At 60.5% G+C, this 23,334-nt stretch carries 20 protein-coding genes and 1 tRNA gene; 4 read left to right on the top strand and 17 right to left on the bottom strand.

Going from position 1 to position 23,334, the window contains the following annotated elements:
* The first annotated feature begins 36 nt into the window (after positions 1 to 36).
* Positions 37 to 195: a YqaE/Pmp3 family membrane protein gene (locus AC07Y2_RS01875; RefSeq protein WP_003228885.1), complete on the top strand. Its 159-nt coding sequence runs from the start codon at positions 37 to 39 to the stop codon at positions 193 to 195.
* A 3-nt stretch (positions 196 to 198) separates the two neighbouring features.
* On the opposite strand, the gene AC07Y2_RS01870 is transcribed toward AC07Y2_RS01875, so the two are convergent.
* The 16 genes from AC07Y2_RS01870 to rpsU form a co-directional block, all read right to left on the bottom strand.
* Complete coding sequence (locus AC07Y2_RS01870) at positions 199 to 2,007, bottom strand: S9 family peptidase (RefSeq protein WP_103385412.1); 1,809 nt, start codon at positions 2,005 to 2,007, stop codon at positions 199 to 201.
* Entirely contained in the window at positions 1,973 to 3,145 is a 1,173-nt protein-coding gene (gene pqqE, locus AC07Y2_RS01865) for a pyrroloquinoline quinone biosynthesis protein PqqE (protein ID WP_103385413.1), read from the bottom strand. The genes AC07Y2_RS01870 and pqqE overlap by 35 nt, the downstream gene beginning before the upstream one ends.
* Entirely contained in the window at positions 3,117 to 3,392 is a 276-nt protein-coding gene (gene pqqD, locus AC07Y2_RS01860; RefSeq protein ID WP_007959876.1) for a pyrroloquinoline quinone biosynthesis peptide chaperone PqqD, read from the bottom strand. Before pqqD ends, pqqE begins: the two co-directional genes overlap by 29 nt.
* On the bottom strand, positions 3,389 to 4,141 hold the full coding sequence (gene pqqC / locus AC07Y2_RS01855; RefSeq protein ID WP_103385414.1) for a pyrroloquinoline-quinone synthase PqqC: 753 nt from the start codon (positions 4,139 to 4,141) through the stop codon (positions 3,389 to 3,391). The genes pqqD and pqqC overlap by 4 nt, the downstream gene beginning before the upstream one ends.
* Positions 4,142 to 4,162: 21 nt before the next feature.
* Positions 4,163 to 5,074: a pyrroloquinoline quinone biosynthesis protein PqqB gene (gene pqqB, locus AC07Y2_RS01850; protein ID WP_039768057.1), complete on the bottom strand. Its 912-nt coding sequence runs from the start codon at positions 5,072 to 5,074 to the stop codon at positions 4,163 to 4,165.
* An 84-nt stretch (positions 5,075 to 5,158) separates the two neighbouring features.
* Positions 5,159 to 5,233, bottom strand: coding sequence for a pyrroloquinoline quinone precursor peptide PqqA (gene pqqA, locus AC07Y2_RS01845; RefSeq protein WP_003444522.1), 75 nt, complete (start codon positions 5,231 to 5,233; stop codon positions 5,159 to 5,161).
* A gap of 159 nt (positions 5,234 to 5,392) precedes the next feature.
* The gene (gene pqqF / locus AC07Y2_RS01840) at positions 5,393 to 7,819 is read right to left on the bottom strand and encodes a pyrroloquinoline quinone biosynthesis protein PqqF (RefSeq protein ID WP_103385415.1); all 2,427 of its coding nucleotides are present in this window, start codon (positions 7,817 to 7,819) and stop codon (positions 5,393 to 5,395) included.
* A gap of 38 nt (positions 7,820 to 7,857) precedes the next feature.
* The gene (locus AC07Y2_RS01835) at positions 7,858 to 8,652 is read right to left on the bottom strand and encodes a carbon-nitrogen hydrolase family protein (RefSeq protein WP_085646887.1); all 795 of its coding nucleotides are present in this window, start codon (positions 8,650 to 8,652) and stop codon (positions 7,858 to 7,860) included.
* Between the two features lie 12 nt (positions 8,653 to 8,664).
* The gene (locus tag AC07Y2_RS01830; RefSeq protein ID WP_074692213.1) at positions 8,665 to 10,347 is read right to left on the bottom strand and encodes a flavin monoamine oxidase family protein; all 1,683 of its coding nucleotides are present in this window, start codon (positions 10,345 to 10,347) and stop codon (positions 8,665 to 8,667) included.
* Between the two features lie 146 nt (positions 10,348 to 10,493).
* The gene (locus tag AC07Y2_RS01825; RefSeq protein ID WP_039768063.1) at positions 10,494 to 10,955 is read right to left on the bottom strand and encodes an Lrp/AsnC family transcriptional regulator; all 462 of its coding nucleotides are present in this window, start codon (positions 10,953 to 10,955) and stop codon (positions 10,494 to 10,496) included.
* A 167-nt stretch (positions 10,956 to 11,122) separates the two neighbouring features.
* Positions 11,123 to 11,875: a YuaM family protein gene (locus tag AC07Y2_RS01820; RefSeq protein ID WP_052266542.1), complete on the bottom strand. Its 753-nt coding sequence runs from the start codon at positions 11,873 to 11,875 to the stop codon at positions 11,123 to 11,125.
* Positions 11,876 to 12,008: 133 nt separating this feature from the next.
* Positions 12,009 to 12,085 (bottom strand) — tRNA-Ile (locus tag AC07Y2_RS01815).
* A 15-nt stretch (positions 12,086 to 12,100) separates the two neighbouring features.
* Positions 12,101 to 15,847, bottom strand: coding sequence for a bifunctional diguanylate cyclase/phosphodiesterase (locus AC07Y2_RS01810; RefSeq protein ID WP_039768065.1), 3,747 nt, complete (start codon positions 15,845 to 15,847; stop codon positions 12,101 to 12,103).
* Positions 15,848 to 15,973: 126 nt separating this feature from the next.
* The gene (rpoD, locus tag AC07Y2_RS01805) at positions 15,974 to 17,821 is read right to left on the bottom strand and encodes an RNA polymerase sigma factor RpoD (RefSeq protein WP_039768067.1); all 1,848 of its coding nucleotides are present in this window, start codon (positions 17,819 to 17,821) and stop codon (positions 15,974 to 15,976) included.
* Between the two features lie 67 nt (positions 17,822 to 17,888).
* Entirely contained in the window at positions 17,889 to 19,856 is a 1,968-nt protein-coding gene (dnaG, locus tag AC07Y2_RS01800) for a DNA primase (protein WP_103385416.1), read from the bottom strand.
* Positions 19,857 to 20,336: 480 nt separating this feature from the next.
* Positions 20,337 to 20,552 carry a 30S ribosomal protein S21 gene (gene rpsU, locus AC07Y2_RS01795; protein ID WP_002551877.1) on the bottom strand — a complete coding sequence of 72 codons (216 nt, stop codon included), beginning with the start codon at positions 20,550 to 20,552 and terminating at the stop codon, positions 20,337 to 20,339.
* Between the two features lie 199 nt (positions 20,553 to 20,751).
* On the opposite strand from rpsU, the gene tsaD reads away from it, so the two are divergent.
* Entirely contained in the window at positions 20,752 to 21,777 is a 1,026-nt protein-coding gene (gene tsaD / locus AC07Y2_RS01790; protein WP_039768071.1) for a tRNA (adenosine(37)-N6)-threonylcarbamoyltransferase complex transferase subunit TsaD, read from the top strand.
* Between the two features lie 23 nt (positions 21,778 to 21,800).
* Here the strand turns inward: tsaD and plsY are convergent, their stop codons facing one another.
* Positions 21,801 to 22,370: a glycerol-3-phosphate 1-O-acyltransferase PlsY gene (gene plsY, locus AC07Y2_RS01785; RefSeq protein WP_007959895.1), complete on the bottom strand. Its 570-nt coding sequence runs from the start codon at positions 22,368 to 22,370 to the stop codon at positions 21,801 to 21,803.
* Positions 22,371 to 22,444: 74 nt separating this feature from the next.
* Between plsY and folB the strand changes: the two genes are divergently transcribed.
* Positions 22,445 to 22,801 (top strand): dihydroneopterin aldolase, encoded by a 357-nt coding sequence (folB, locus tag AC07Y2_RS01780; protein ID WP_064380331.1) that lies wholly within the window; start codon positions 22,445 to 22,447, stop codon positions 22,799 to 22,801.
* Entirely contained in the window at positions 22,792 to 23,310 is a 519-nt protein-coding gene (gene folK / locus AC07Y2_RS01775; RefSeq protein ID WP_039768074.1) for a 2-amino-4-hydroxy-6-hydroxymethyldihydropteridine diphosphokinase, read from the top strand. The genes folB and folK overlap by 10 nt, the downstream gene beginning before the upstream one ends.
* The last annotated feature ends 24 nt before the right edge of the window (positions 23,311 to 23,334 follow it).

Here is a 23,334-nt window from a genome sequence, read left to right as displayed (position 1 = left end):
GCTCAGGTGAGTCAACCCCCAATCAGGAGCTGCCCCATGGACTTTATCCGCATCATCATCGCTATTCTATTGCCGCCACTGGGTGTGTTTCTGCAGGTCGGGTTCGGCGGCGCGTTCTGGCTGAACATTCTGCTGACGTTGTGCGGTTACATCCCGGGGATCGTGCACGCGGTGTACATCATCGCCAAGCGCTGAGTCTCAATCCGTCAGGCCCATCACTCGCTGGTAGAACCGCCATTCCTGCTCCAGCGCATGGGCCTGATTGGCGGCCCGGCGGAAGCCGTGACGTTCATCGGCGTAGTAATGCGCTTCGACCTCAATGCCGTTTTGCTCCAGGGCCGCGACCATGTCGCGGGTCTGTTGCGGCACGACCACGGCGTCCAGCTCACCTTGGAAGAAGATCACCGGTACGCGAATGTTGCCTGCGTGCAGCAACGGCGTGCGGGCGGTGTAGCGTTCTGCATCTTTCTCGGGATCGCCGATCAGCCAGTCCAGGTAATCGCCTTCGAACTTGTGTGTCGCCCGGGCGAGGGCTACCGGGTCGCTGACGCCGTACAGACTGGCGCCGGCGCGGAATACCTGATGGAACGCCAATGCACAAAGCGTCGTGTAACCACCGGCGCTGCCGCCACGGATGAATGCACGATCACCGTCGATCATGTCGCGATCATTAAGGTAGGCCACGACCGCACACGCGTCCTCGACATCCACCGCGCCCCAACTCAGATGCAGCGCCTGCCGATACTCCCGCCCATAGCCGCTGCTGCCACGGTAGTTGAGGTCGGCGACGGCGAAGCCTCGTTGTGTCCAGTACTGAATGCGCGGGTCGAGCATCGGGTAGCAGGCTGATGTCGGGCCGCCGTGGATGAACACCACCAGCGGCGGTTTCGCATCGCCATTCGTGGCCGGGTAAAAGAAACCGTGTGCTTCACCCGAACCGCTGGGGTAGCGCAGGGTTTGCGGGCGGCTGATGCGCTCGGCTGGCAGCGGTGCGACACCGCCAGCCAGGACATTCACCTCATGAGATTCGCGATCAATGGCGATCACCGCTGAAGGGCTGACCGGTGAGGCGGCAATGCAGTAAACAAATTGATCATCGACAGCCAGATGACGGAAGCGGCTGTAATCACCGGTGAAGTCTTCGCCGTTGAGCGCCAGACGACCGAAACCGCCTTCGCTCCAGCTCGCCAGAAAGCTTTCGCCGGCGGGCAGCCAGGTGCAGCCGCCAAGTTGCCATGGGGCTGGAGCGTGATCGGCTTCGGCGCTGGCTAACGGTTGCAAGCCGTTTGCCGACTCGACCCACGGTTGCCAATAACCAGCACGATCGGTCAGACAGCCCAGTCGGCCATTGGCATCAAAACGCGGTTGCTGGATCGACTCTTCAAGGGTTTGACCCGCCACGCAACGCGGGGCGGAAAATCCATTGGACGAGCGCTCGGCGAGCATCAGTCGTGTGGATGTCCACGGCTGATGCGGACGGCTCCACTCGATCCACGCCAGGCGCTGACCGTCCGGACTGATGATCGGCGACGCGTAAAAATCCGCGCCTTCAACCAGCATTTGGCGGTCGCCATTCGCCAGATCGATAGCCACCAGCCGATGGCGATCACCGTTCTCTTCAACGGCCAGCACCTGCCCGTCGGCGTAGTTCAGATCGCCATAACGACACTCGCCAGACGTCAATGCCACGGGCTGGCCATCCAGCGTCTGGCGATACAACTGCTGATCCGCCTCGTTGACGAAAACCACCCCGTCAGGCGTCAGACAAAACGCCCCACCGCCATATTCGTACACCCGGCTGCGCACGCTGAAACCCGCAGGCGTCAGACATTTCGCCACGCCATCGCACCAATGCCAGATCCGGCACGCGGCGTCTGTCGGGCGATATTCATTCCAGAACAAACCATGGGCGCCGAGCTGCAATTCGGCGAAGTCCACGCCGGCGGCAACCGCGGCGGTGGCGCTGAAAGGCTCAGCCTTTGGCGATGAGGCGCGAGTTTCGTTCATTGCGAAAGGCCAGTTGTTCGATGGTCTGGGTGGCGTGCTCGGCTTCTTCGCGGGCCTTGAGAATCACGCCGTGATGTTCTGACTTGCTGCACACCGGGTCGGCATTGCTGGCATCGCCGGTAAGCATGAAGGCCTGGCAGCGGCAGCCGCCGAAGTCCTGCTCTTTTTCGTCGCAGGAGCGGCACGGCTCGGGCATCCAGTCATAGCCGCGAAAGCGGTTGAAGCCGAACGAGTCGTACCAGATGTGCTGCATGCTGTGGTCGCGCACATTGGGAAATTGTACCGGCAGCTGTCGGGCGCCATGACAGGGCAGGGCGGTGCCGTCCGGTGTGACCGTCAGAAACAGACTGCCCCAGCCGTTCATGCAGGCTTTCGGGCGCTCTTCGTAGTAGTCCGGGGTGACGAAAATCAGCTTGCACGGATGCCCTTCGGCTTCCAGTTTGGCGCGATATTCGTTGGTGATGCGTTCGGCGCGAACCAGTTGTTCCCTGGTCGGCAACAGGCCGACACGATTGAGCTGCGCCCAGCCGTAGAACTGGCAGGTGGCGAGTTCGACGAAATCGGCCTCCAGCGCGATGCACAGCTCGATGATGCGGTCGATCTTGTCGATGTTGTGCCGATGGGTGACGAAGTTCAGCACCATCGGATAGCCGTGGGCCTTTACGGCACGGGCCATTTCCAGTTTCTGCGCGAAGGCTTTTTTCGAGCCGGCGAGCAGGTTGTTCACTTGCTCGTCGCTGGCCTGGAAACTGATCTGGATGTGATCGAGTCCGGCCTTCTTGAAGTCGCTGATCTTCTGTTCGGTCAGGCCGATGCCGGAGGTGATCAGGTTGGTGTAGAAACCCAGCTGACGCGCTTCACGGATCAGCTCGGCGAGGTCCTGGCGCACCAGCGGTTCGCCGCCGGAAAAGCCCAGTTGCGCCGCGCCCATCTCCCGCGCCTCGCGAAACACCTTGATCCACTGCTCGGTGCTCAGCTCTTTGCCCTGCTCGGCGAAGTCCAGCGGATTGGAGCAGTACGGGCATTGTAGCGGGCAGCGGTAGGTCAGCTCGGCGAGCAGCCACAGCGGCAGGCCGACTTCCGGTTTGGCCGGGACTTGCACCGATGACTCAGGCAAGTTCGATCCAGTGTTGCGCACGGGCAACCTCCATGAATTGCTCGATGTCGTCACCGAGCTCGGGCACGCCGGGGAACTGTCTGTCGAGTTCGGCGATGATTGCCGCGACATCCCGTTCACCGTCGATCAGACCGCCGATCAGCGCGGCACTTTCGTTGAGCTTGATCATGCCTTCCGGGTACAGCAGCACGTGGCCTTTCTGGGCCGGTTCGTACTGGAAACGGTAGCCGGGACGCCAGGTCGGGGTCTTGCTGCGGTCGAAACTCATAAGGCGATTCCTTTATGCCAGACCCGTTGATCGGTGACGCTGTGATACGGCGGGCGGTTCAGTTCGTAGGCCATGCTCATGGCATCGAGCATGCTCCAAAGGATGTCCAGTTTGAACTGGAGAATTTCCAGCATGCGCTCCTGACCTTCGAGGGTCTTATAGTGCTCCAGCGTAATCGCCAGACCATGCTCGACATCGCGCCGGGCCTGACCGAGACGGGTGCGGAAATATTCGTAGCCGGCCGGGTCGATCCACGGGTAATGCTGTGGCCAGCTGTCGAGACGCGACTGGTGGATCTGCGGCGCGAACAGTTCGGTCAAAGAGCTGCTGGCAGCTTCCTGCCAACTGGCGCGGCGGGCGAAGTTGACGTAGGCATCGACGGCGAAACGCACGCCGGGCAGCACCAGTTCCTGGGAACGCAATTGATCCGGATCGAGACCGACGGCCTGGCCCAGACGCAGCCAGGCTTCGATGCCGCCGTCTTCGCCGGGGGCGCCGTCGTGGTCGAGCAGGCGCTGAATCCATTCGCGGCGGATCTCGCGATCCGGGCAGTTGGCGAGGATCGCCGCGTCTTTCAGGGGAATGTTCACCTGATAGTAGAAGCGGTTGGCGACCCAGCCCTGGATCTGCTCGCGGGTGGCCCGGCCTTCATACATCGCCACGTGATACGGGTGATGAATGTGGTAGTAGGCGCCCTTGGCGCGCAGGGCCGCTTCGAATTCGGCGGTGGACAGCGGGGTGTCGGTCATTGCGGTTCTCCGGGCCATTCGTTACAGGACGATGCTCATGCCGTCATACGCCACTTCAACATTGCGCCGCACCAGTTCCGCGCGCTCCGGGGAGTCTTCGTCGAGAATCGGGTTGGTGTTGTTGATGTGGATAAGCACCTTGCGCTGTTCGGGAAGCTGCTCCAGCACTTCGAGCATGCCGCCAGGGCCGTTCTGCGCCAGGTGGCCCATTTCGCGGCCGGTGCGGGTGCCGACGCCACGGCGCTGCATTTCATCGTCGTCCCACATCGTCCCGTCCACCAGCACGCAGTCGCTGCCGGCCATGATTTCCAGCAACGGCGCATCGACCTTGCCCAAACCCGGCGCGTAGAACAATTTGCCGCCGGTGCCGAGGTCTTCGACGATCAGGCCGATGTTGTCGCCCGGATGCGGGTCGAAGCGGTGCGGCGAGTAGGGCGGTGCGGCGCTGCGCAACGGCAGCGGGGTGAAGCGCAGGTTCGGGCACGCGGCGACGGTGAAGCTTTGGTCGAGTTCGATGCGGTTCCAGTCCAGCCCGCCGTTCCAGTGCTTGAGCATGGTAAACAGCGGGAAACCGGTGCTCAGGTCTTCGTGGACCATGTCCGTGCACCAGACCTGATGCGGGCAGCCCTCGCGCAGGCTGAGCAGGCCGGTGGTGTGGTCGATCTGGCTGTCCATCAGGATGATCGCGCTGATGCCGGTGTCTCGCAGGGCGCGGCCCGGCTGCATCGGGGCGAAGCTCTGAAGCTGCGCGCGGATGTCCGGCGAGGCATTGCACAGCACCCAGTTCACGCCGTCATCGGAAATCGCGATGGACGATTGGGTACGGGCCTGGGCATTCAGGCTGCCATCGCGAAAACCGGCGCAATTGACGCAGTTGCAGTTCCACTGCGGAAAACCGCCACCGGCGGCCGAACCCAGAATCTGGACGAACATGAACGCTCCATCATTTCAACGCTGAAAATAAAACGCCCCGGCGAGCCGAGGCGTTGCACTGCAGTGTTCTGCTTGAGGCAGGACTCAGCGGCTGGCGAAGTACATGGTGACTTCGAAGCCGATGCGCAGGTCGGTGTAAGCAGGTTTGGTCCAGGCCATCGGGTGACTCCTTTTTCAGGTGGGTGGGATAGCGCTATCCATAGGTATAGTCCACGGCAGCGCAGGGATGTTCCAAATAGTTAGGTGGCTATGTTACTCAAAATTTCAGGGGGGTTGCCCGTGAATCTTTGAGAAAGCTCCTTGCAGCCCCGGTAATGATCAATTTGCCGCTTGCCACGGTGCGCCCGGCGAAGGGCTGTTGGCCAGGACGTGCCAGCCGCCTTCGACGCGGATTAAACAGTGTGCGGCGGCCAGCAATGCCTCGCGGTCAAGCTGACTTATGGCATTGCGCAGTTGAATCAGGTAATCCGACGAGTGGCCAGAAAGTTTTGCCTGCCACAGAAGTTCGGCAGCCTCCTTGCCGGGCAGAATGCTGGCATCCAGGTGTACGGCGAGTATCTGGCGCTGCTCGACGAGGAAGGCGTCATCGAAGTTTTCGATCAGCGCGGGGATGCCTTCGATGAACTGTTGAACGTGATCGAGCAGTTGCGCGGGAGTGGCGGTCGGCGATTGCACGCCGAACTGCCATCCACCCTGGCCGTGTACCTGTCTGAAAGCACTGAACACCGCGTATCCCAGTTGCAATTCACCTCGTAGCCGCTGATAGAACGGCGTGTGGCACAGGTGCGCAAGGAAGCGCCACGCGGCTTCGCTGGGAATGTCCGGTCTGGCGGTCGGGCAGAACAGCAGTAATGCGTGTTCGCTGGAGTCGGTGTCGAACTGATCCCAGCGAAGTTGTGCGTGGAATGCCGGCAGGGTCGGTAATTCATTGGATGGCTTGCCGGGAATGCGGCTCAGGGCCAGTCCCATGGCCGATTGGGTGTGGGCATCGAGACCCAGCGCCAGACCATCCCAACGGGAAGTTGTCCACAGCTGCTTGGCATCATCGGATTGCGCAACCACGGGCAGGCAACGCTCCGGCCATGCCTTGAGCAATTGACGGATCAGCATCGACGGCACTGGCGGCTCACCGCTTGGCGAGTCGGCATCGACCTGCGTCAGATATTTCAGCGCATGTTCCAGCACAACCGGCAGTGTGTCCTGCAGGCCGGTCAATTTCAGCAGCCACTGATTACCCGTAGCGCTGAAGGACAACTCCACCCCGGCCTGACGCGTGTCGTCAGACACCTCCCGCAGGCTGCGTTGCAGTTTCGCTTGCAGCTCGGCCGTGGCCGCCGCTTCCGTCTGCCAGCGCACATACACCGCGCCTTCGTCGCCGTTATCCGGCAGCGCCTGGCTGAATTGCATCGGCGAGCGTTCGCGGCGGCTGCGCGAGCGATCCTGAGCGAATGTGCGCAGGCCTCGGTGGGCGCTGGTCTGGCCGCGGATCAGACCGGCGTTGGCCAGCGGCTCGGCTGTGCGCAGAAGCGGGTTGGCAGCGGGCAGATGCCAGTGACTGCTGAAGTTATCCACAGTGCCGATTTTGCCGAGAATTACTTTGAGCGCCGTAACGGCCGCGTCGGACAGGCCGCTCTCGAGTTGTTCGCTGTCGAGTCGCGCCCGTTGCAGCGCGCCGCTGACCTGCTGCTGACGCTGAAACTGTGCCGAATATTCCTCCCGCAAAGTCGGCCAGTCCTGCTGGGCTGCGAAGAAGCTCAACCAGTCGAGAAACTGCGCGCGGATGGCGTCGAGTGGACCGGATGGCGTCGTGAATTGAAGGTGCAGCAAAGCCTGCTCAGCAAATTGGTAGGGCACACAGGCCTGTAAACCTTCCGCCAGACCCTGCTGCTGCAAATGGGCGAGCAAGCCACCGGGTTTGGCGCTGTTCAACCCGTGGCAGAGAAACGCCAGCGCTTCGGCTGACGACTCCGGTAACTCCTCCAACGCAAACAGCAGATTGCCGCGATGCTCGCCGGCCTGTTGATAACTTTCCTGCGCGTTACCCATCAAGCGTACGGGGGCTGCCTGTGCAGTTTTATCCCCAGGCGTCAGCGTGGCGGCAAACTGTTCGGCCAGCGTGCGCAGCTCTTCAACACTCTGCGGCCCGACCAGGCTCAGGGTCATCTGCCCGGTGCGGTAGAACTGCTGGTGGAAGTCTTTCAATGCCTGTTGAAAGTCCGCTTGCTCCACCGGCAGGCTGTCGCGGTTTCCGGCGTGGAAACCGCGCAACGGATGTTCCGCTGACAACCCTTCGAACAGCGCTTCTTTCTGCTGAGCCGCAGCATCCTGCGTCCACGCGACAAACTCCGCCTGCAACACTTCCCGTTCCCGCAACTGATCGTCCGGATTCATACGCGGATGGGCGAGCATGTCTGACAGACGCTCCAGCCCGGCGCTGAACGACGCTGGCGGCAATTCAAAGAAGAAATCGGTGGTGCGCTCGCGGGTGCTGGCATTCACCTGGCCGCCGTGACCTTGCACGTAGGCCATCAGCCCTTGCTGTGCAGGAAATCGCTCGGTGCCGAGAAACAGCAGATGCTCAAGGAAGTGCGCCAGCCCCGGCCATGCCAACGGCACGTCATGACTGCCGGCCGCCACTCGCAACGCAGCGGCGCTGCGTTTCAGGCCGGGCACGTGGCGCAGGGTCACGCGCAAGCCGTTGGCCAGGGTTTCGGTGTGGGGGCGGGGGTGAGTCGACGCAGGCATGGGCACTTCCAGAACAGTGAAGTGCCAATGCTAGCGGATTAGCGCTTGTTGAGCGCGTCGTAAAGTTCGGGGCGGCGGTCGTTGAAGTAACGGTTGGCGCTGCGCGAGTCGACCATCAACTGGCGATCCAGCTCGCCGACGATCAAGGCTTCGTCCAGTCCGGCCTGAGCAATGCGGCTGCCATCCGGCGCGGCGATGCTGCTTTGCCCGCAGTAATGGATGTCGCCCTCGTGGCCGCAGTAGTTGGCGTACGCCACGTAGCACTGGTTTTCGAAAGCCCGGGAGCGCACGGAGACGTCGGCAATGAAATCGAAAGGAATCATGTTCGCTGTCGGCACCAGAATCAGTTCGGCACCTTCAAGGGCCAGGCGCCGGGCGTTTTCCGGGAACTCCAGGTCGTAGCAGATCAGGAACCCGAGCTTCCAGCCGTTGAGCTCGACGATGGGAAACTCGCCATCGCCGGCGCTGAACATCGAACGATCCAGATCGCCGAACAGATGCGTCTTGCGGTAATTGCACAGGCGCTCGCCGTTTGAGTCGATCAACTGCACGGCGTTGTAGATCTGTCCTTCGGCGGTGCGCTCAGGGTAACCGTAAAGAATCGCCAGGCCGGCAGCCTTGGCGATCCGTCCGACTTGCTGCGCCCACTCACCGTTGTAGACCTCGGCCAATGTGGCGACCGCCTCCTTGCCGATGTTGTAGCCGGTGAGAAACATCTCCGGCACCACCAGCAGATCGGCGCCTTTGGCCTCCATCGCCAGTTGATGCAGGCGCTGAAGGTTGGCGGCGGGTTCCAGTGGCAGCGGTGGACATTGGTAAAGGGCTACGCGCATCGGGGATTCCTCTTACTCGGGCAGGGCGATCGGGCCGATGTCGTTGAACACATCGCCCGGGCCGGGGTTCTCTTTATGTGTGGACCCGCCGAAGTGCTTCATGATTCCCCACACCGCGTTGAGCGACGTTTGCACCGCGCCTTCAACCCAGGCCGGCGTCCACGACACGTCGTCACCGGCAATGAAAATCCCGCGCTGCTCCGGCGGCATGTCGTCCTGCATGAAGTGCGCGTACATGCGCTGGTTGTAGCGATAGTGGCCGGGCAGGGCGCCCTTGAACGCGCCGAGGAAGTGCGGGTCGGCTTCCCAGGACACGGTGATCGGATCGCCGATGATCCGCGCGGCGATGTCGACCTTCGGGTAGATCTTCTTCAGCGCATCCAGCGCCAGTTTCACGCGTTTTTCCACCGGGTGCGGGAGCATCTTGAGCGCATCGCTCATCCACGAGTACGACAGGCAGATCACGCCCGGTTTGTCGTCGCCGTTGTCGAACAGGTAAGTACCACGGGTCAGGCGATCAGTGAGGGTCATGCTCATCAGGTCGCGGCCGGTTTCCGGATCCTTGTCCTTCCAGAACGGGCGGTCGACCATCACGAAGGTCTTCGACGATTGCATGTAGCGAGTGCGGTCCAGCGCCATCCACATCTTCTGCGAGAACAGGGTTTCGTCGCATTCGATCTGGGTGGTCAGCAGCCAGCTCTGGCAGGTGGTGAGCACGGCGGCATATTCGCGGATGTCGCCGTTGTTGTCGGTGACTGCGAAACGTCCGTCAGGCGCGTGGGCGATTTTCTTTACCCCGGAGCGCGGGGCGCCGTGGTGCAGCGATTTCAGGCTGGTGCCTTGCGGCCAGTGTACGCAGCGTTCCGGCGCATGACGCCAGATGCCTTGCGGCACTTGTTCCACACCGCCGACCACCAGATGCTGGTGATCGTCGCAATTGGTCATCACCACGCGGAAGATTTCCAGCATCGAGTTGGGGAAGTCCGAGTCCCAGCCGCCGGTACCGAAACCGACCTGACCGAACACTTCACGGTGATGGAACGACAGTTTGGCGAAGGCTTTCGAGGTGGCGACGAAGTCGTAGAAGGTGCGGTCGTCCCACAGCGGCACCAGGGTGTTCCACAGTTCCTTGAGGCGTGGCACGTCGCGGTCGCGGATCGCCTGCTGGATATCGGCGAACTGCGAGCCGGCCTCCAAAGCGTCGGCCCAAGCGTCAGCCACTTCCTGGAACAGCGCAGGAAGATCCTTCAGGCTCTGTGCGTAATGGGTTTTGCCTTCCAGGTCGATCACGGTGCTGCCGGAGGCCGGCGTCAGCGGGTTGGGGAAGGGCCTGGTCTCGAGGCCGAGTTTGTCGACGTAGTGATAGAACGCGGTGGAAGACACCGGGAAGCGCATGCCGCCGAGCTCGGCGACGATGCCGTCGGTACCGTTGAACGCTTGCGAACGCAGGCGTCCACCAAGCTTCGAGGCCTCATACACGACCGGTTTCAAGCCGAGCTTCATCAGCTCGTAAGCCGCCACCAGACCGGCGATACCGGCCCCGACGATCGCCACTTCGGCACCGTGGTTGTGCTCGGGAATGCTGCCCAGACCAGCCGGGTGTTCGATCCAGTCGTCGAAGGCGAAAGGGAAGTCCGGACCGAAAATGGTGATCGGTTTCTTACCGTCTGCAGGATGGCGATTGTGCTTGTTCATGGCTGACCTTGCTGGCGACCCGACGCTGGAGGCGCGTCTGAGTATAGGAAAAGATGCCAGCCATTCTAGGGAGCGTAGAACACGTTAATAAGACGCAATGTGTCGTCGTTTTGAGTGTTTGAGCTGCAATGTGACGATGGTGATGATCAAACTGGATGCCCGCGATCAATCTTGCTGCTGAGGATGATCGACGTCGTGGTCTTCTCCACGCCGTCTACGCTGCCGATCTGATCCAGAAGCTGATCGAGTTGTTCCGGTGAATCGGTCCGCAGCCAGGCTACGTAGTCAAATTCACCACTCACCGCGCACAATTGCTGCACTTGGGCCATCGCGCTCAACCGGCGCAGCACCTCTTTGCCGGAGCGTGGCTGCACTTTGATTCCGACGTAAGCCTGCAGCCCGCCATCTACCACACGCTGGCCCAGACGCACGCCGTAACCAGTGATGACCTTGGCCTTTTCCAGTCGCGCCAGTCGTGAAGTCACGGTGGTGCGGGCGATCCCTAATTGCCGGGCCAGCATCGCCACGCTTTCGCGGGCGTTGATTTGCAGGGCAGCGATCAGCTGGCGGTCGATTTCATCGAGCACGGGTGGGCGGTTGTCGGACAAAGAGGTTCTCCATGGCGTGCGGATTACTGGTCCGTATGTTACAGGCTCGTTTGGCGAGACGCTTGTGAGAGGCCACTGGGCAGTTGGTGGTGTGTGGCCGTTGTCGAATAGAGGGAAATGCTGAGTCGACAAAGCCGCGGTTTACGCGGCTTTTTACATCTGCGGATTCAGACTTCTGATTTTTTACATTGCCTGCTCAGGACATGTTCGATGAGTTCGACTTGAAAGCGATAGCGAGCGCTGACTTGTTTAAGTAACAACGCACCCAGAGACAGGCCTAGCACCATGGCAATGATCATCAACAGTGCAGTATTTCCCCAATTACCCAACACAAAACCGGCTTCAAGGGTTTTGCCAAGCCATGGAAAACCACCAAACTCCTTGGCGCAAACATAAGCTGTTCCCAGCAGGGCGAGCCCTGCCGTTTTTTCTCCAAAGAAATAAGCGACCCTTGCTTCTGCTCGGGTGATCTTTAGCTGCAGCCAGTATTTCGCTTCTTGTAGCACCGAAATCGCATGGTGCTGGAGTGAGTCGACCAACGTATTTTCATGCCTTATATCGTCGATCATGTTTTTCAGACTGATAGTTTTCCATCGTTTGAGAATGCAGATTTGCGCCACGATGGGAGTCAGGAACGAGAGCAGTACAGACACCGTCGAGGTAAAAATTAACACCAGTGCCAGGTCTTTTCCCCACATGGGAAGTGATTTGATGGAGCTATGCCAATAGGCCATGCAGCCCGCCAACGCAATTCCTCCCGCTCCGAAGCCTAGGAACAAGTTGGTCAATCTGTCGGCATTGACTTCCAGTTTGGTCCTGCGTGCTTTCGCTTTGAGCGGTTCGCAGGTATTCAGGTATTCGAGAACCTTGATGGTCTGTTCGATAGTGTTCTCTGGAATTTCCTTTTCCATGTTGCTCATTTTTTGCTCCAGTTGATGCAAGAGTCCGTCTTGGCATTGATGCAATGCCAGATGGGGCTTGAGTGCTTCCAGTGCACTTATGTTCCAAATACAAAAAAAGGTTTATGCCGTTGGCATAAACCTTTGTCTTGTTTGGTGGGCCCACACGGACTTGAACCGTGGACCAAAGGATTATGAGTCCTCTGCTCTAACCAACTGAGCTATAGGCCCTCAGTAGGCCGCGGATTATAGCGACGGTTTCTCGGCTGTGCTATCCGAAAAATCCGATACGGCTATACGAAGAAACGTCGCGGCGAACTCTTCTGGTGGCAGCGGCAGGCTGACGATGTAGCCCTGGATCTGTTCGCAGCCTTCGGCGGCGAGGAACTGTTGTTGGGCCTGGGTTTCCACGCCTTCGGCAATTACTGTGAATTGCATGCTGCGGCCGAGAGCGATGATGGCGCGGACAATCGCCGCGTCGTGCGGGTCGTCGGGCAGGCCGCGAACGAACGACTGGTCGATCTTGAGGATGTCCAGCGGCAGGCGTTTGAGGTAACTCAACGAGGAATAACCGGTGCCGAAGTCATCGATGGCCAGTTGCACGCCGAGTTGTTTGAGCTGGTGCAGCACTGCCAGCGCTTCTTCAGCCTGGCTCATGATGAAGTTTTCGGTAATTTCCAGTTGCAGTAATTCCGGCTGCAGGCGGTTGTCCTTGAGCAGTTGCTCGATGCGTCCCAGCAGATTCGGTTGACGCAGTTGTGCGCCGGCGAGGTTCACCGACAGCGGGCCGAGGGATTCATAGATCTGGCCCCACTCGAACATCTGCCGGCAGGCGGTTTCCAGCACCCAGTCGCCGATTTGCAGAATCATGCCGTTCTCTTCTGCCAGCGGAATGAAATGCTCTGGCGGCACTTCGCCGAAGTTCGGGTGGCGCCAGCGGATCAGGGCTTCGGCGCCGACCAGATTGTGATCGTCGAGGCTGATTTTCGGCTGGTAATAAAGGTACAGCTCCTCGCGCTCGATGGCCCGGCGAAGTTCGTGTTCCAGTGCTACGCGTTCGCTGGCCTGGGCGGTGAGATCGCGGGTGTAGCTTTCGACCCGGTTGCGGCCCTTGGCCTTGGAGCGGTACATCGCCGCGTCTGCGTTCTTGATCAGGGTCGCGACATCGCAGCCGTCGCGCGGGTAAAGGCTGGTGCCGATGCTGGCGCTGATGAAGAACTCATGCTCGCCGGCCTGGAATGGCGCGCCAAAGCAGTTCAGCAGTTTGGTGGCGATGTTGTCGGCATCGCCGGGTTGTTGCAGGCCGGGCAACAGAATGATGAATTCGTCGCCACCCAGCCGCGCGACGGTGTCGATGTCTCGCAGTTGCTCCTTGAGGCGTACGGCGATGCCCTTGAGCAGCAAATCGCCGACCGGGTGACCGAGGCTGTCGTTGATGTGCTTGAAACGGTCGAGGTCGAGGAAGAGCACAGCGCCCTGGCCGCCGTTTTCCTGCTGACTGTTGAGTGCCGTCAACAGACGGCTTTCGAACAGCGTACGGTTTGGCAGCCCTGTGAGCGGGTCGTGATGGGCCTGGTAGTCGAGTTTGGCCTGGGCGTGCTTGAGGCTGGAGATATCGGCAAACACCGCGACGAAGTGGGTGATGAACTTGTCGCGGTTGCGCACGGCGCTGATGGTCAGCCAGCTCGGGTACAGCTCGCCATTTTTACGCCGGTTGGAGATCTCGCCCTGCCAGTGACCTTCGTCGGTCAATTGATGCCACATCGCCGCGTAAAACGCGCTGTCGTGCAGTCCGGAGGCCAGCAGGCGCGGAGTGTGACCCAGTGCTTCGCTTTCGCTGTAGCCGGTGATTTCGGTGAAGGCCCGGTTCACGGCGCTGATGTGTTGCTGGGTGTCGGTGATCAGCACGCCTTCGGCAGTGCTCTCGAACACGGTCGCAGCTTGCTGCAGTTTTTCCTGCATCAAGTGGCGCTCGGTGATGTCCCGGGCGATGGTCAGCATGCAGTCTTCGTCGCCGATGGGCAGCGGACGGCTGGAGACTTCGCAGAGGCGGATCTGCCCGTCGCTGCGGCGGATATGGCAGCTGAAGTCGCGAACGAACCCGTCGCGGTGCAGCAGATCGAGCATTTGCTTGCGCTCGTTGAGGTTGACCCAGATGCCCAGGTCCAGCGCCGAGCGATCCACCGACATGGCGCTGTTGAAACCAGTGATACGACTGAAACCTTCGTTGACCTCCAGCAGCAGGCCATCGCTCTGGCGCGACAGCAGCAGACCGTCCGGCGAGGCGTGGAAGGCCTTGGCGAACTTTTCTTCGGAGGTTTGCAGTTGCTGCTGGGTTTCCTTGAGCTGGGTGATGTCGCGCACCACCACGACCAGCGCCGGTGTGGTGTCGAGCTCGAAGGGTTCAGCGGAAATCAGCCCGGTGAACACTTGACCATTGTTGCGGCGAAAGGGCATCTCCAGGTTGCGAATGCTGCCGGCCTGCAGCCGCTGAAGCAGGCCGGGACCAACACCGGGAATGCCCCAGATGTTGAGTTCGGTGGCGGTCTGGCCGATGACTTCTTCGGCCTTGAGCCCGATCTGCTCCTCAAAGGCTTCGTTGACCTCCAGCAGGCAGCCGTCGGAGAGCCGTGCAATGACCAGGATGTCCGGGCATTGCTGGAATACCGACGCGAACTTCTGTTCCGACAGGCGCAACGCCTCTTCAGTGCGCTTGGTTTCGCTGATGTCGATCATCAGGCCGCGCATTACCGGTTCATGGCCATGTTCGATCAGGCTGACGATGTCGCGCACCCACAGGCAGCGGCCGTCAGCGGTGATCACCCGGTAATCGAGGCTGTGGTCGCGTCCAGCCAAGACTTCGTGATCGCAGAAGCTCTGGGCGCGGGTCAGATCCGCCGGGTGAATGATGTTGCGCCAGAAGCCCGGAATCAGCCAGTGAGACAGCGGATAACCGAGCAGATCTTCGGCGTGGGGCGAAACATAGCTGTAGGTGAAGTCACTGATCCGCGCTTCCCAGGCGATGGCCGAAAGACTCTCCACGAGTCCGCGATAGTGGTATTCGCTGCTGCGCAGTTCCTGTTCGAGGTCGATGCGGCGGGCGATTTCCGAACTGAGGCGGCGGTTGATGCGGATCACCACCGCCAGCACGATGACCAGAAGCGAGAGACCCGGTAAGCCGTAAACCAGCAGATCGGACCAGAATGTCCGGTGATCGAGGACGTTGCCCACCCAATGTTCCTGAATGCTGCTGATTTCCTCCGGGGACATATCGGCAAGCACCTTGTCCAGAATCCCCACCAGCATTTTGTTGTCCCGAGGAACGCCCATCGCCAGTTGGTAGCGATAAGGGGTTTCGCCGCTGACATACAAACCATCCAGTTTGAGTTGGCGCAGGCTCCAGACGCTGGAGGCCAGATCGCCGACCACGGCGTCCACTTCATCGGTGGCCAGGGCCTGCAGCGCAGAGCTGACATTGGGCATCGCCACCAGGTTCAGGTCGGGATGATGGGTGCGCAGCAGTTCGTGGGGCGCGTAGTTTTCCACTACGGCGATTTTCAGGCCGTAAAGCTCCTCGAGCTTGCGCGGTTGCGGGCCGCCGACGTGGGCGAGGATGACGATCGGAAAGTCGAGATAAGGGCGGGTGAACGACAGGTAGCTCTGGCGTTCCGGGGTGGACATGATGCCCGGCAACAGGTCGATCTTGCCGTTTTTCGCTTGTTCGAGCACTACGGTCCAGCTCACCGGCTCGATGGGCGTGAGTTTGATCGCCAGGCGTTGGCGAATCACATCGATATAGTCCGCCGCCAGGCCCTGGTAGCGATTCTGGTCGTCGCGGAACTCGAAGGGCGGCCACGATGCATCGACACCCAGGCGCAGGTCCGGGTGAGCCGCCAGCCAGCTACGTTCTTCATCGTTCAGAGTCAGCGCGTCAGCCGTTGCGGTCCAGATCATCAGTGGCAGCAAAAAAAGCACGGACGCCAGTCTGGGCATAACGGTCTCGTTATGGCTCGGGGGGAATGTTTCGAGTGTAGACGGGCTGTGCGCGGGGGAGGGCGGAGCTGAGTATTTAATCTGCCATATAAACAAAACCCCCGGCCTGGGCCGGGGGTTCTGGTATCACTCGTCGAGGAAGGAGCGCAGATGCTCGCTTCGCGTCGGGTGGCGCAGCTTGCGCAGCGCCTTGGCTTCGATCTGACGGATCCGCTCGCGGGTCACGTCAAACTGTTTGCCGACTTCTTCGAGCGTATGGTCGGTGTTCATGTCGATACCGAAACGCATGCGCAGTACCTTGGCTTCACGGGCAGTAAGGCCGGACAGCACTTCGCGGGTCGCTTCTTTCAGGCTCTCAACAGTGGCGACATCGATTGGCGACTGCATGGTCGAGTCTTCGATGAAGTCACCCAGATGGGAGTCTTCGTCATCACCGATCGGGGTTTCCATGGAGATCGGCTCTTTGGCGATCTTCAATACCTTGCGGATCTTGTCCTCAGGCATTTCCATGCGTTCACCCAGCTCTTCCGGGGTCGGTTCGCGACCCATTTCCTGCAGCATCTGGCGGGAAATGCGGTTGAGCTTGTTGATCGTCTCGATCATGTGCACCGGAATACGGATGGTGCGGGCCTGGTCGGCGATCGAGCGAGTGATGGCCTGACGGATCCACCAGGTGGCATAAGTCGAGAACTTGTAACCACGACGGTATTCGAACTTGTCCACCGCTTTCATCAGACCGATGTTGCCTTCCTGGATCAGATCGAGGAATTGCAGGCCGCGGTTGGTGTACTTCTTGGCGATGGAGATCACCAGACGCAAGTTTGCTTCAACCATTTCTTTCTTCGCGCGGCGGGCCTTGGCCTCACCGATCGACATGCGACGGTTGATGTCCTTGATCTCGGCGATGGTCAAACCGGTCTCGGTTTCCAGCGCGGTCAGCTTCTGCTGGCAACGGATGATGTCCGGTTGCACGCGAGCAATGGCTTCGGCGTACTTGCTCTTGCCTTTGGCCAGGGCGTCGGACCAGCTTTCGTCGACTTCGTTGCCCGGGAACTGGCGCAGGAAGTCGGCGCGAGGCATACGTGCATCACGTACGCAGAGTTGCATGATCGCGCGCTCTTGCTGACGCAGACGATCCAGGGCACTGCGAACACGCTCGACCAGGGCTTCGAATTGCTTCGGCACCAGTTTGATCGGCATGAACAGCTCGGCCAGGGCCAACAGTTCGGCAATTGCCGCCTTGTTGTGACGACCGTGCTTTTTCAGGGCCTTGCGGGTGATTTCCATCTGGTCGGCGACAGCACCGAAGCGCTGTGCGGCAATGACCGGATCCGGACCGCTTTCGGCTTCTTCTTCGTCATCGGAAGCTTCGGCGTCGTCATCGTCGTCGGATTCTTCGGCTTTCGCCGCTTTCGCGTCGATCGGCGGCGGCACTTCGGCGGCAGGCGGCGCAATGCCGTCGTCCGGGTCGATGTAACCGCTCAGAACGTCGGACAGGCGACCGCCCTCGGTAGTGACGCGAGTGTATTCGGAAAGAATATGGTCAACCGTGCCAGGGAAGTGCGCGATGGCGCTCATCACTTCACGGATGCCTTCTTCGATGCGTTTGGCGATTTCGATTTCGCCTTCACGAGTCAGAAGCTCGACCGTACCCATTTCACGCATGTACATGCGCACCGGGTCGGTGGTGCGACCGATATCGGTCTCCACCGCCGCCAACGCAGCGGCTGCTTCTTCCGCAGCGGCCTCGTCGGTATCGGCGTCGGCCAGCATAAGGGCGTCCGCATCCGGAGCACTCTCGTGTACGGGGATCCCCATGTCGTTAATCATGCGGATGATGTCTTCCACCTGCTCCGGATCTGAAATATCCTCGGGCAGGTGGTCGTTGACCTCGGCGTAAGTCAGATACTTCTGCTCACGACCCAGTTTGATCAACTCAATAATACGAGACTGCTGTTGCGCTTTTCCGGACATAACACCCTATCCACTGAAGGTCTTGGCGGGCAAAAAACAAGCCGAGGATTATACCTGAGCTATGACCTCACGCGCCAGTTGAGGTCGGGTTTGATGCGGAAACATTGCGACTTAAAAGGTCGCGCAGTTGATTTTTCTCTTCGGCGCTCAGTTCGCTTTGACGCGCTTTCCTGAGCAGTTGTTCCAGATTTCGCTCGCGTTGGCGGGCTGACAAGCTAGTAATGGTGTCGAAAAACTGTTGTTCAAGGTTGTCTCCGTCAATCAGCCATTCCTTTTCCGCCAGCGCCTTGAGCAAGCGGCCCTGTTCGGTTCCGTGCCATCGCGCGATCAACTGAAATGAGTTTAGCTTGGGATTCTTCTGTACGGCTTCGAGCAGTGCCACCAGCAGTTGTGCGTTGGTCTGGTTCTCGTCCGCGAAGTGCCCGGCGTCCTCGACTTTCTCCGCCAGTTGCGGGTGATGCAGCAAGGTTCTCAGGGCGGCAAGGGTCGGTGGTTCGACGGCGGCCGGCACGCGCGGGGCACGGGGCTGGTCGCGATCGCCGCCACGCTTGCCATTCTTGTCCCACGGTTTCTTGTCCCATTTCTTGCCGCCGGCACCGGGTTTCTTCGGCGTCCATTCCTGCTGCGGCACATACATCTCTTGTGCCTGCGGCTGATGGTAGTCGCTGTAGTCCGGCATGGCGTCATAGTCGATGCCCGGGTCGTAGGCGGGCGGTGCTTCCTGCGGCGCGCTCTGGGCCAGCTGGCTGACGCTTTCACTGCTCAGGCCGGTGATCTCGGTCAGGCGCTGGCGCATCAGGATGCGCAGATTGGCGCCGGGGACCTTGTCGATCAGTGGTGCTGCGAGGGTGGCCATGTGGGCCTTGCCCTCCAGCGAGCGCGGGTCGGCTTCTTCGGTCAGTTGCTGGAAGAAGTAGTCCGCCAGCGGCTGTGCGTGCTGATTGATCCGGGCGCGGAAGGCGTCAGTGCCCTCGGCGCGAATCAACGTATCCGGGTCTTCGCCTTCAGGCAGAAACAGAAAGCGTGCACGGCGACCGTCCTGCAGGCAGGGCAGTGTGGCTTCCAGTGCGCGCCAGGCGGCATTGCGGCCAGCCTGGTCGCCGTCAAAGCAAAACAGTACGTTCGGCACGACGCGAAACAGGCGCTTGAGGTGTTCTTCGCTGGTGGCGGTGCCCAATGTCGCGACGGCATTGCGCAGGCCTTGTTGGGCCAGGGCGATGACGTCCATATAGCCCTCGACGACGATGATTTCGTCGAGGTTGCGATTGTTCTTGCGTGCTTCGTAGAGGCCGTAGAGTTCCTGGCCTTTATGGAACACGGGGGTTTCCGGCGAGTTCAGGTATTTCGGCTTGTCGTCACCGAGCACTCGTCCACCGAAAGCGATGATCCGTCCACGGGTGTCGCGGATCGGGAACATCACGCGATCGCGAAAGCGGTCGTAGCGTTTGCCGGTTTCGGCGTTTTCGATCAGCAGGCCGGCATCGATCATGGCTTTCTGCTGCAAGGTGTCGCTGCTCAAGTGTTTGAACAGGTTGTCCCATCCCGGCGGTGCGAATCCGAGGCCGAAGTCCCGGGCGATTTCGCCGGTCAGGCCGCGACCCTTGAGGTAGTCCACTGCAGCCTTGCGTGCCGGATGGCTTTTGAGCGCCTGTCGATAAAAGTCGGCGGCGGCTGTGAGCAGCGGGTACAGCGGTGAGTCGGTCGGCTGGCGCGGTTTGTTCGAGCGAACGCCTTCTTCGCGTGGGACTTCCATGCCGGCGGCTTTGGCCAGATCTTCGACAGCCTGGGGGAAGTCCAGGTTGTCGTGATCCATGAGAAAGCCGAGGGCGTTGCCGCCGGCGCCGCAGCCGAAGCAGTAATAGAACTGCTTATCGGGACTGACGCTGAACGACGGGGTTTTCTCTTTATGGAACGGGCAGCAGGCGGTGTAGTTTTTGCCGGCCTTCTTCAATTGCACGCGCGAGCTGACCACGTCGACGATGTCGGTGCGGTTCAGAAGGTCGTCAATGAAGCTCTGGGGAATCAGCCCGGCCATGGCGTTCTCGTCTGCGCTGTAATGGGTCCGATGCGAAAGGCGGCCGGACGCGGGTCAATGAGTGATGCGCGCACGTTGGGCGGCTCGACCGGTGTCGTTTGCGTAATCGCTGTCGGGAAGTGTATCTGCCGAAAATCCACTGACGTTAGTGCTCATCAGTCTTCGACTATTCGAAAATGTTGCGCTGAATCCGCTGACGGCTGGTAATCGGCCTCGGATAGCTCATGAAGCGGGCACGCAAGCTGGTGCCTTGGGCTGATCGTCGTAAGAGGAATCAGTGGGTGTGCTCGTCAGTAGCCTTGAAAGGCTCGTCAGAAAAGACGTGCACCGCTGGCAAAAGAGCCAGGCCTGACGCGGTGAAGCGGGTTTGTCTCGGTCGCATCTGCGGCTTCGACGGTGAAGCATCAAGCGTTTTACGCAAATGCCATTAGCCCGGCTGAGGGCCGGGCTTGGCAGAAGCTTGCTACGATCGTCTGTGTATTAGTACAGACGAACGGCGCGGCGCTGTTCGCGCTGAACTTTCTTGGCGTGACGCTTAACAGCAGCAGCTGCCTTGCGCTTACGCTCAGAAGTTGGCTTCTCGTAAAATTCGCGGCTACGAACTTCAGCCAGTACACCGGCTTTTTCGCAGGAGCGCTTGAAACGACGCAGAGCTACGTCGAAGGGTTCGTTCTCTTTAACTTTGACGGCTGGCATCCAGAGCTACCTTCATTCATTACCGGGGTCAACATCCTCGCGGCAAAAGAGCACTTGAAGACGTCGGTTTTTAAGGGTTGCGGATGTTAACCCCTCATCGCTCGGAATGCAAAGCCTCTGATCGAAAACCGCTGGTCGGGGCATCACGCGGCGACTATTATGCGCGCCTTCGAATTCAGCCTAAACAAGGCGCAAACCCATGCTAGTACTGGGATTAGAAACTTCCTGCGACGAAACCGGCGTCGCTTTGTACGACAGTGAACGCGGCCTGCTGGCCGATGCGCTGTTCAGTCAGATCGACCTGCACCGTGTCTATGGTGGCGTGGTGCCGGAGCTGGCCTCGCGCGATCACGTCAAGCGCATGCTGCCCCTGATTCGTCAGGTGCTGGCCGAGGCGGACTGCGTACCAACCGAGATCGACGCCATCGCCTACACCGCGGGTCCCGGCCTGGTCGGTGCGCTGCTGGTGGGGGCTTCGTGCGCCCAGGCGCTGGCCTTTGCCTGGGGCATTCCGGCCCTTGGCGTGCATCACATGGAAGGCCATCTGCTGGCGCCGATGCTGGAGCCAAAACCGCCGGAATTTCCGTTCGTCGCTTTGTTGGTGTCCGGTGGTCATACGCAGCTGGTTCAGGTCGATGGCATCGGCCAATACAGCCTGCTCGGCGAGACGCTGGACGATGCCGCGGGCGAAGCTTTCGACAAGACTGCAAAAATGATGGGCCTGAATTATCCGGGCGGACCGGAAATCGCCAAGCTGGCAGAGAAGGGCGTCGCAGGACGTTTCACCTTCCCGCGTCCGATGTGTGATCGCCCGGGCCTGGATTTCAGCTTCAGCGGCCTGAAGACCTTCGCCCTCAACACCTGGCAGCAGTGCGTCAGCGCCGGGGACGACAGCGAGCAAGCCCGTTGCGACATCGCGCTGGCGTTCCAGCAGGCCGTGGTGGAGACTTTGACCATCAAGTGCAAGCGTGCCCTCAAGCAGGCCGGCATGAAACGTCTGGTGATCGCCGGCGGCGTCAGTGCCAACAAGGCGCTGCGTGTTTCGCTGGAGAAGATGCTCGGCGACATGAAGGGCGATGTGTTCTATGCCCGTCCCGAGTTTTGCACCGATAACGGCGCGATGATTGCGTTTGCCGGCTGCCAGCGTTTGCAGGCCGGTCAGCAGGAGAGTCTGGCGATCAGCGTGCAGGCGCGCTGGCCGATGGAGCAGTTGTCGGCGCTGTGATGAGCGGCGCTCACGTGCGGTATTTAAAAATGCCGTTCGCGCCCGGCGAACAGGTCGCGTAGATTGCCCCGGTGGCGCCAGACGATCAGCAGTGTCAGCGTGCTCATCGGCAACAGCGCCGCCGGTTCCTGCCAGGCCAGCAACGGCAGGGTCAGCGGAGTGGCGATCAGCGCCGCCAGCGAGCTGGTGCGGGTCAGGTAGAACGTCAGCAGCCAGGCGCACACGGCCAGCAGCGCGGCGGGTGGATACAGCCCCAGCAGCATGCCGGCCGCCGTGGCAACGCCCTTGCCACCGCGAAAGCGGAAGTACAACGGGAACAGGTGACCGATCACGGCGCAGACGCCGATCCACGCCTGATCCTGCAGCGAAAGGCCCATTGCCGAAGCGATCAGCACCGGTAGCAGGCCTTTGCACAGATCACCCAGCAGGGTCAGGATCGCGAGTTTGCGTCCGGCCAGGCGCAGCATGTTGGTGGCGCCGGCATTACCCGAGCCACTCATTCGCGGATCCGGATTTCCGGTCAGGCGGCTGAGCAAAATGGCGAAGGACAGAGAGCCGAGCAGGTAGGCGAGGATCGCCAGTAACCAAAACATGCTAACTATTCCGGGCGAGGACGCCCTGATTCTAACGGCGCATTGCGCCCTTGTCGTGCAGTGGAGAAAAGTGCTTGGACAGAGTGTTTATCGAGGGCCTGGAAGTCGACACCGTGATCGGTGCCTACGACTGGGAGCGCGGCATCCGACAGTGCCTGCGTCTTGATCTGAGCTTCGCCTGGGACAATCGGCCGGCCGCCGCCGGTGACGACCTGACCCTGGCGCTCGATTACGCCAGTGTATCCACGCGGATCCAGGCCTTTGCCGAGCAATCCCGGTATCAACTGGTCGAGACTTTCGCCGAACGTCTGGTTGAAGTGCTGATGAGTGAATTCAAGATCACCTGGGTGCGCCTGAAGCTGACCAAGCCAGGTGCCGTACCGGCCGCCAAGGGTGGTGTGGGTGTGGAGATCGAGCGCGGATGCCGCTGACCCAGATCTATCTCGGGCTCGGTAGCAATATCGAGCGCGAAACCCATTTGCAGGCCGGTCTGGATGCCTTGTCCACGTTTCTGGTGGATATCCGCTGTTCGCCTGTGTTCGAAAGCCAGCCGGTGGGAATCAAGAGCGGGCCGTTCTTCAACTTCGTGGTGTCGGCGTTCACCGATCTGCCGTTGATCGAGCTGGATCGCCGCTTGAAGTTCATTGAAGCGGACAACGGTCGCTATGCGCCGGATCGCAAGGGCTTGCCGCTGGATATCGACGTGTTGCTGTACGGCGATCTGGCCGGCAACTTCGACGGGCTGATCCTGCCCCGGGCGGAAATCCTGAAAAATGCCTTTGTGCTGTGGCCGCTGTCTTTGATTGCGCCGGATCGGGTACATCCCGGTGTAGGAAAAAGCTTTGCCACATTGTGGGCCGAAGCGCAGATCGATCAGGTGCTGGCACCGGTCGGATTTGAATGGCGCGGTACTCAGCTCACGCCTTCAGGTCTGGCTTGAACGGTTTGATCCGCCCTGGCGAGG

The sequence above is a fragment of the Pseudomonas sp. GW456-12-1-14-TSB6 genome (assembly GCF_059424205.1).
This window is presented reverse-complemented; position numbering and strand designations above follow the sequence as displayed.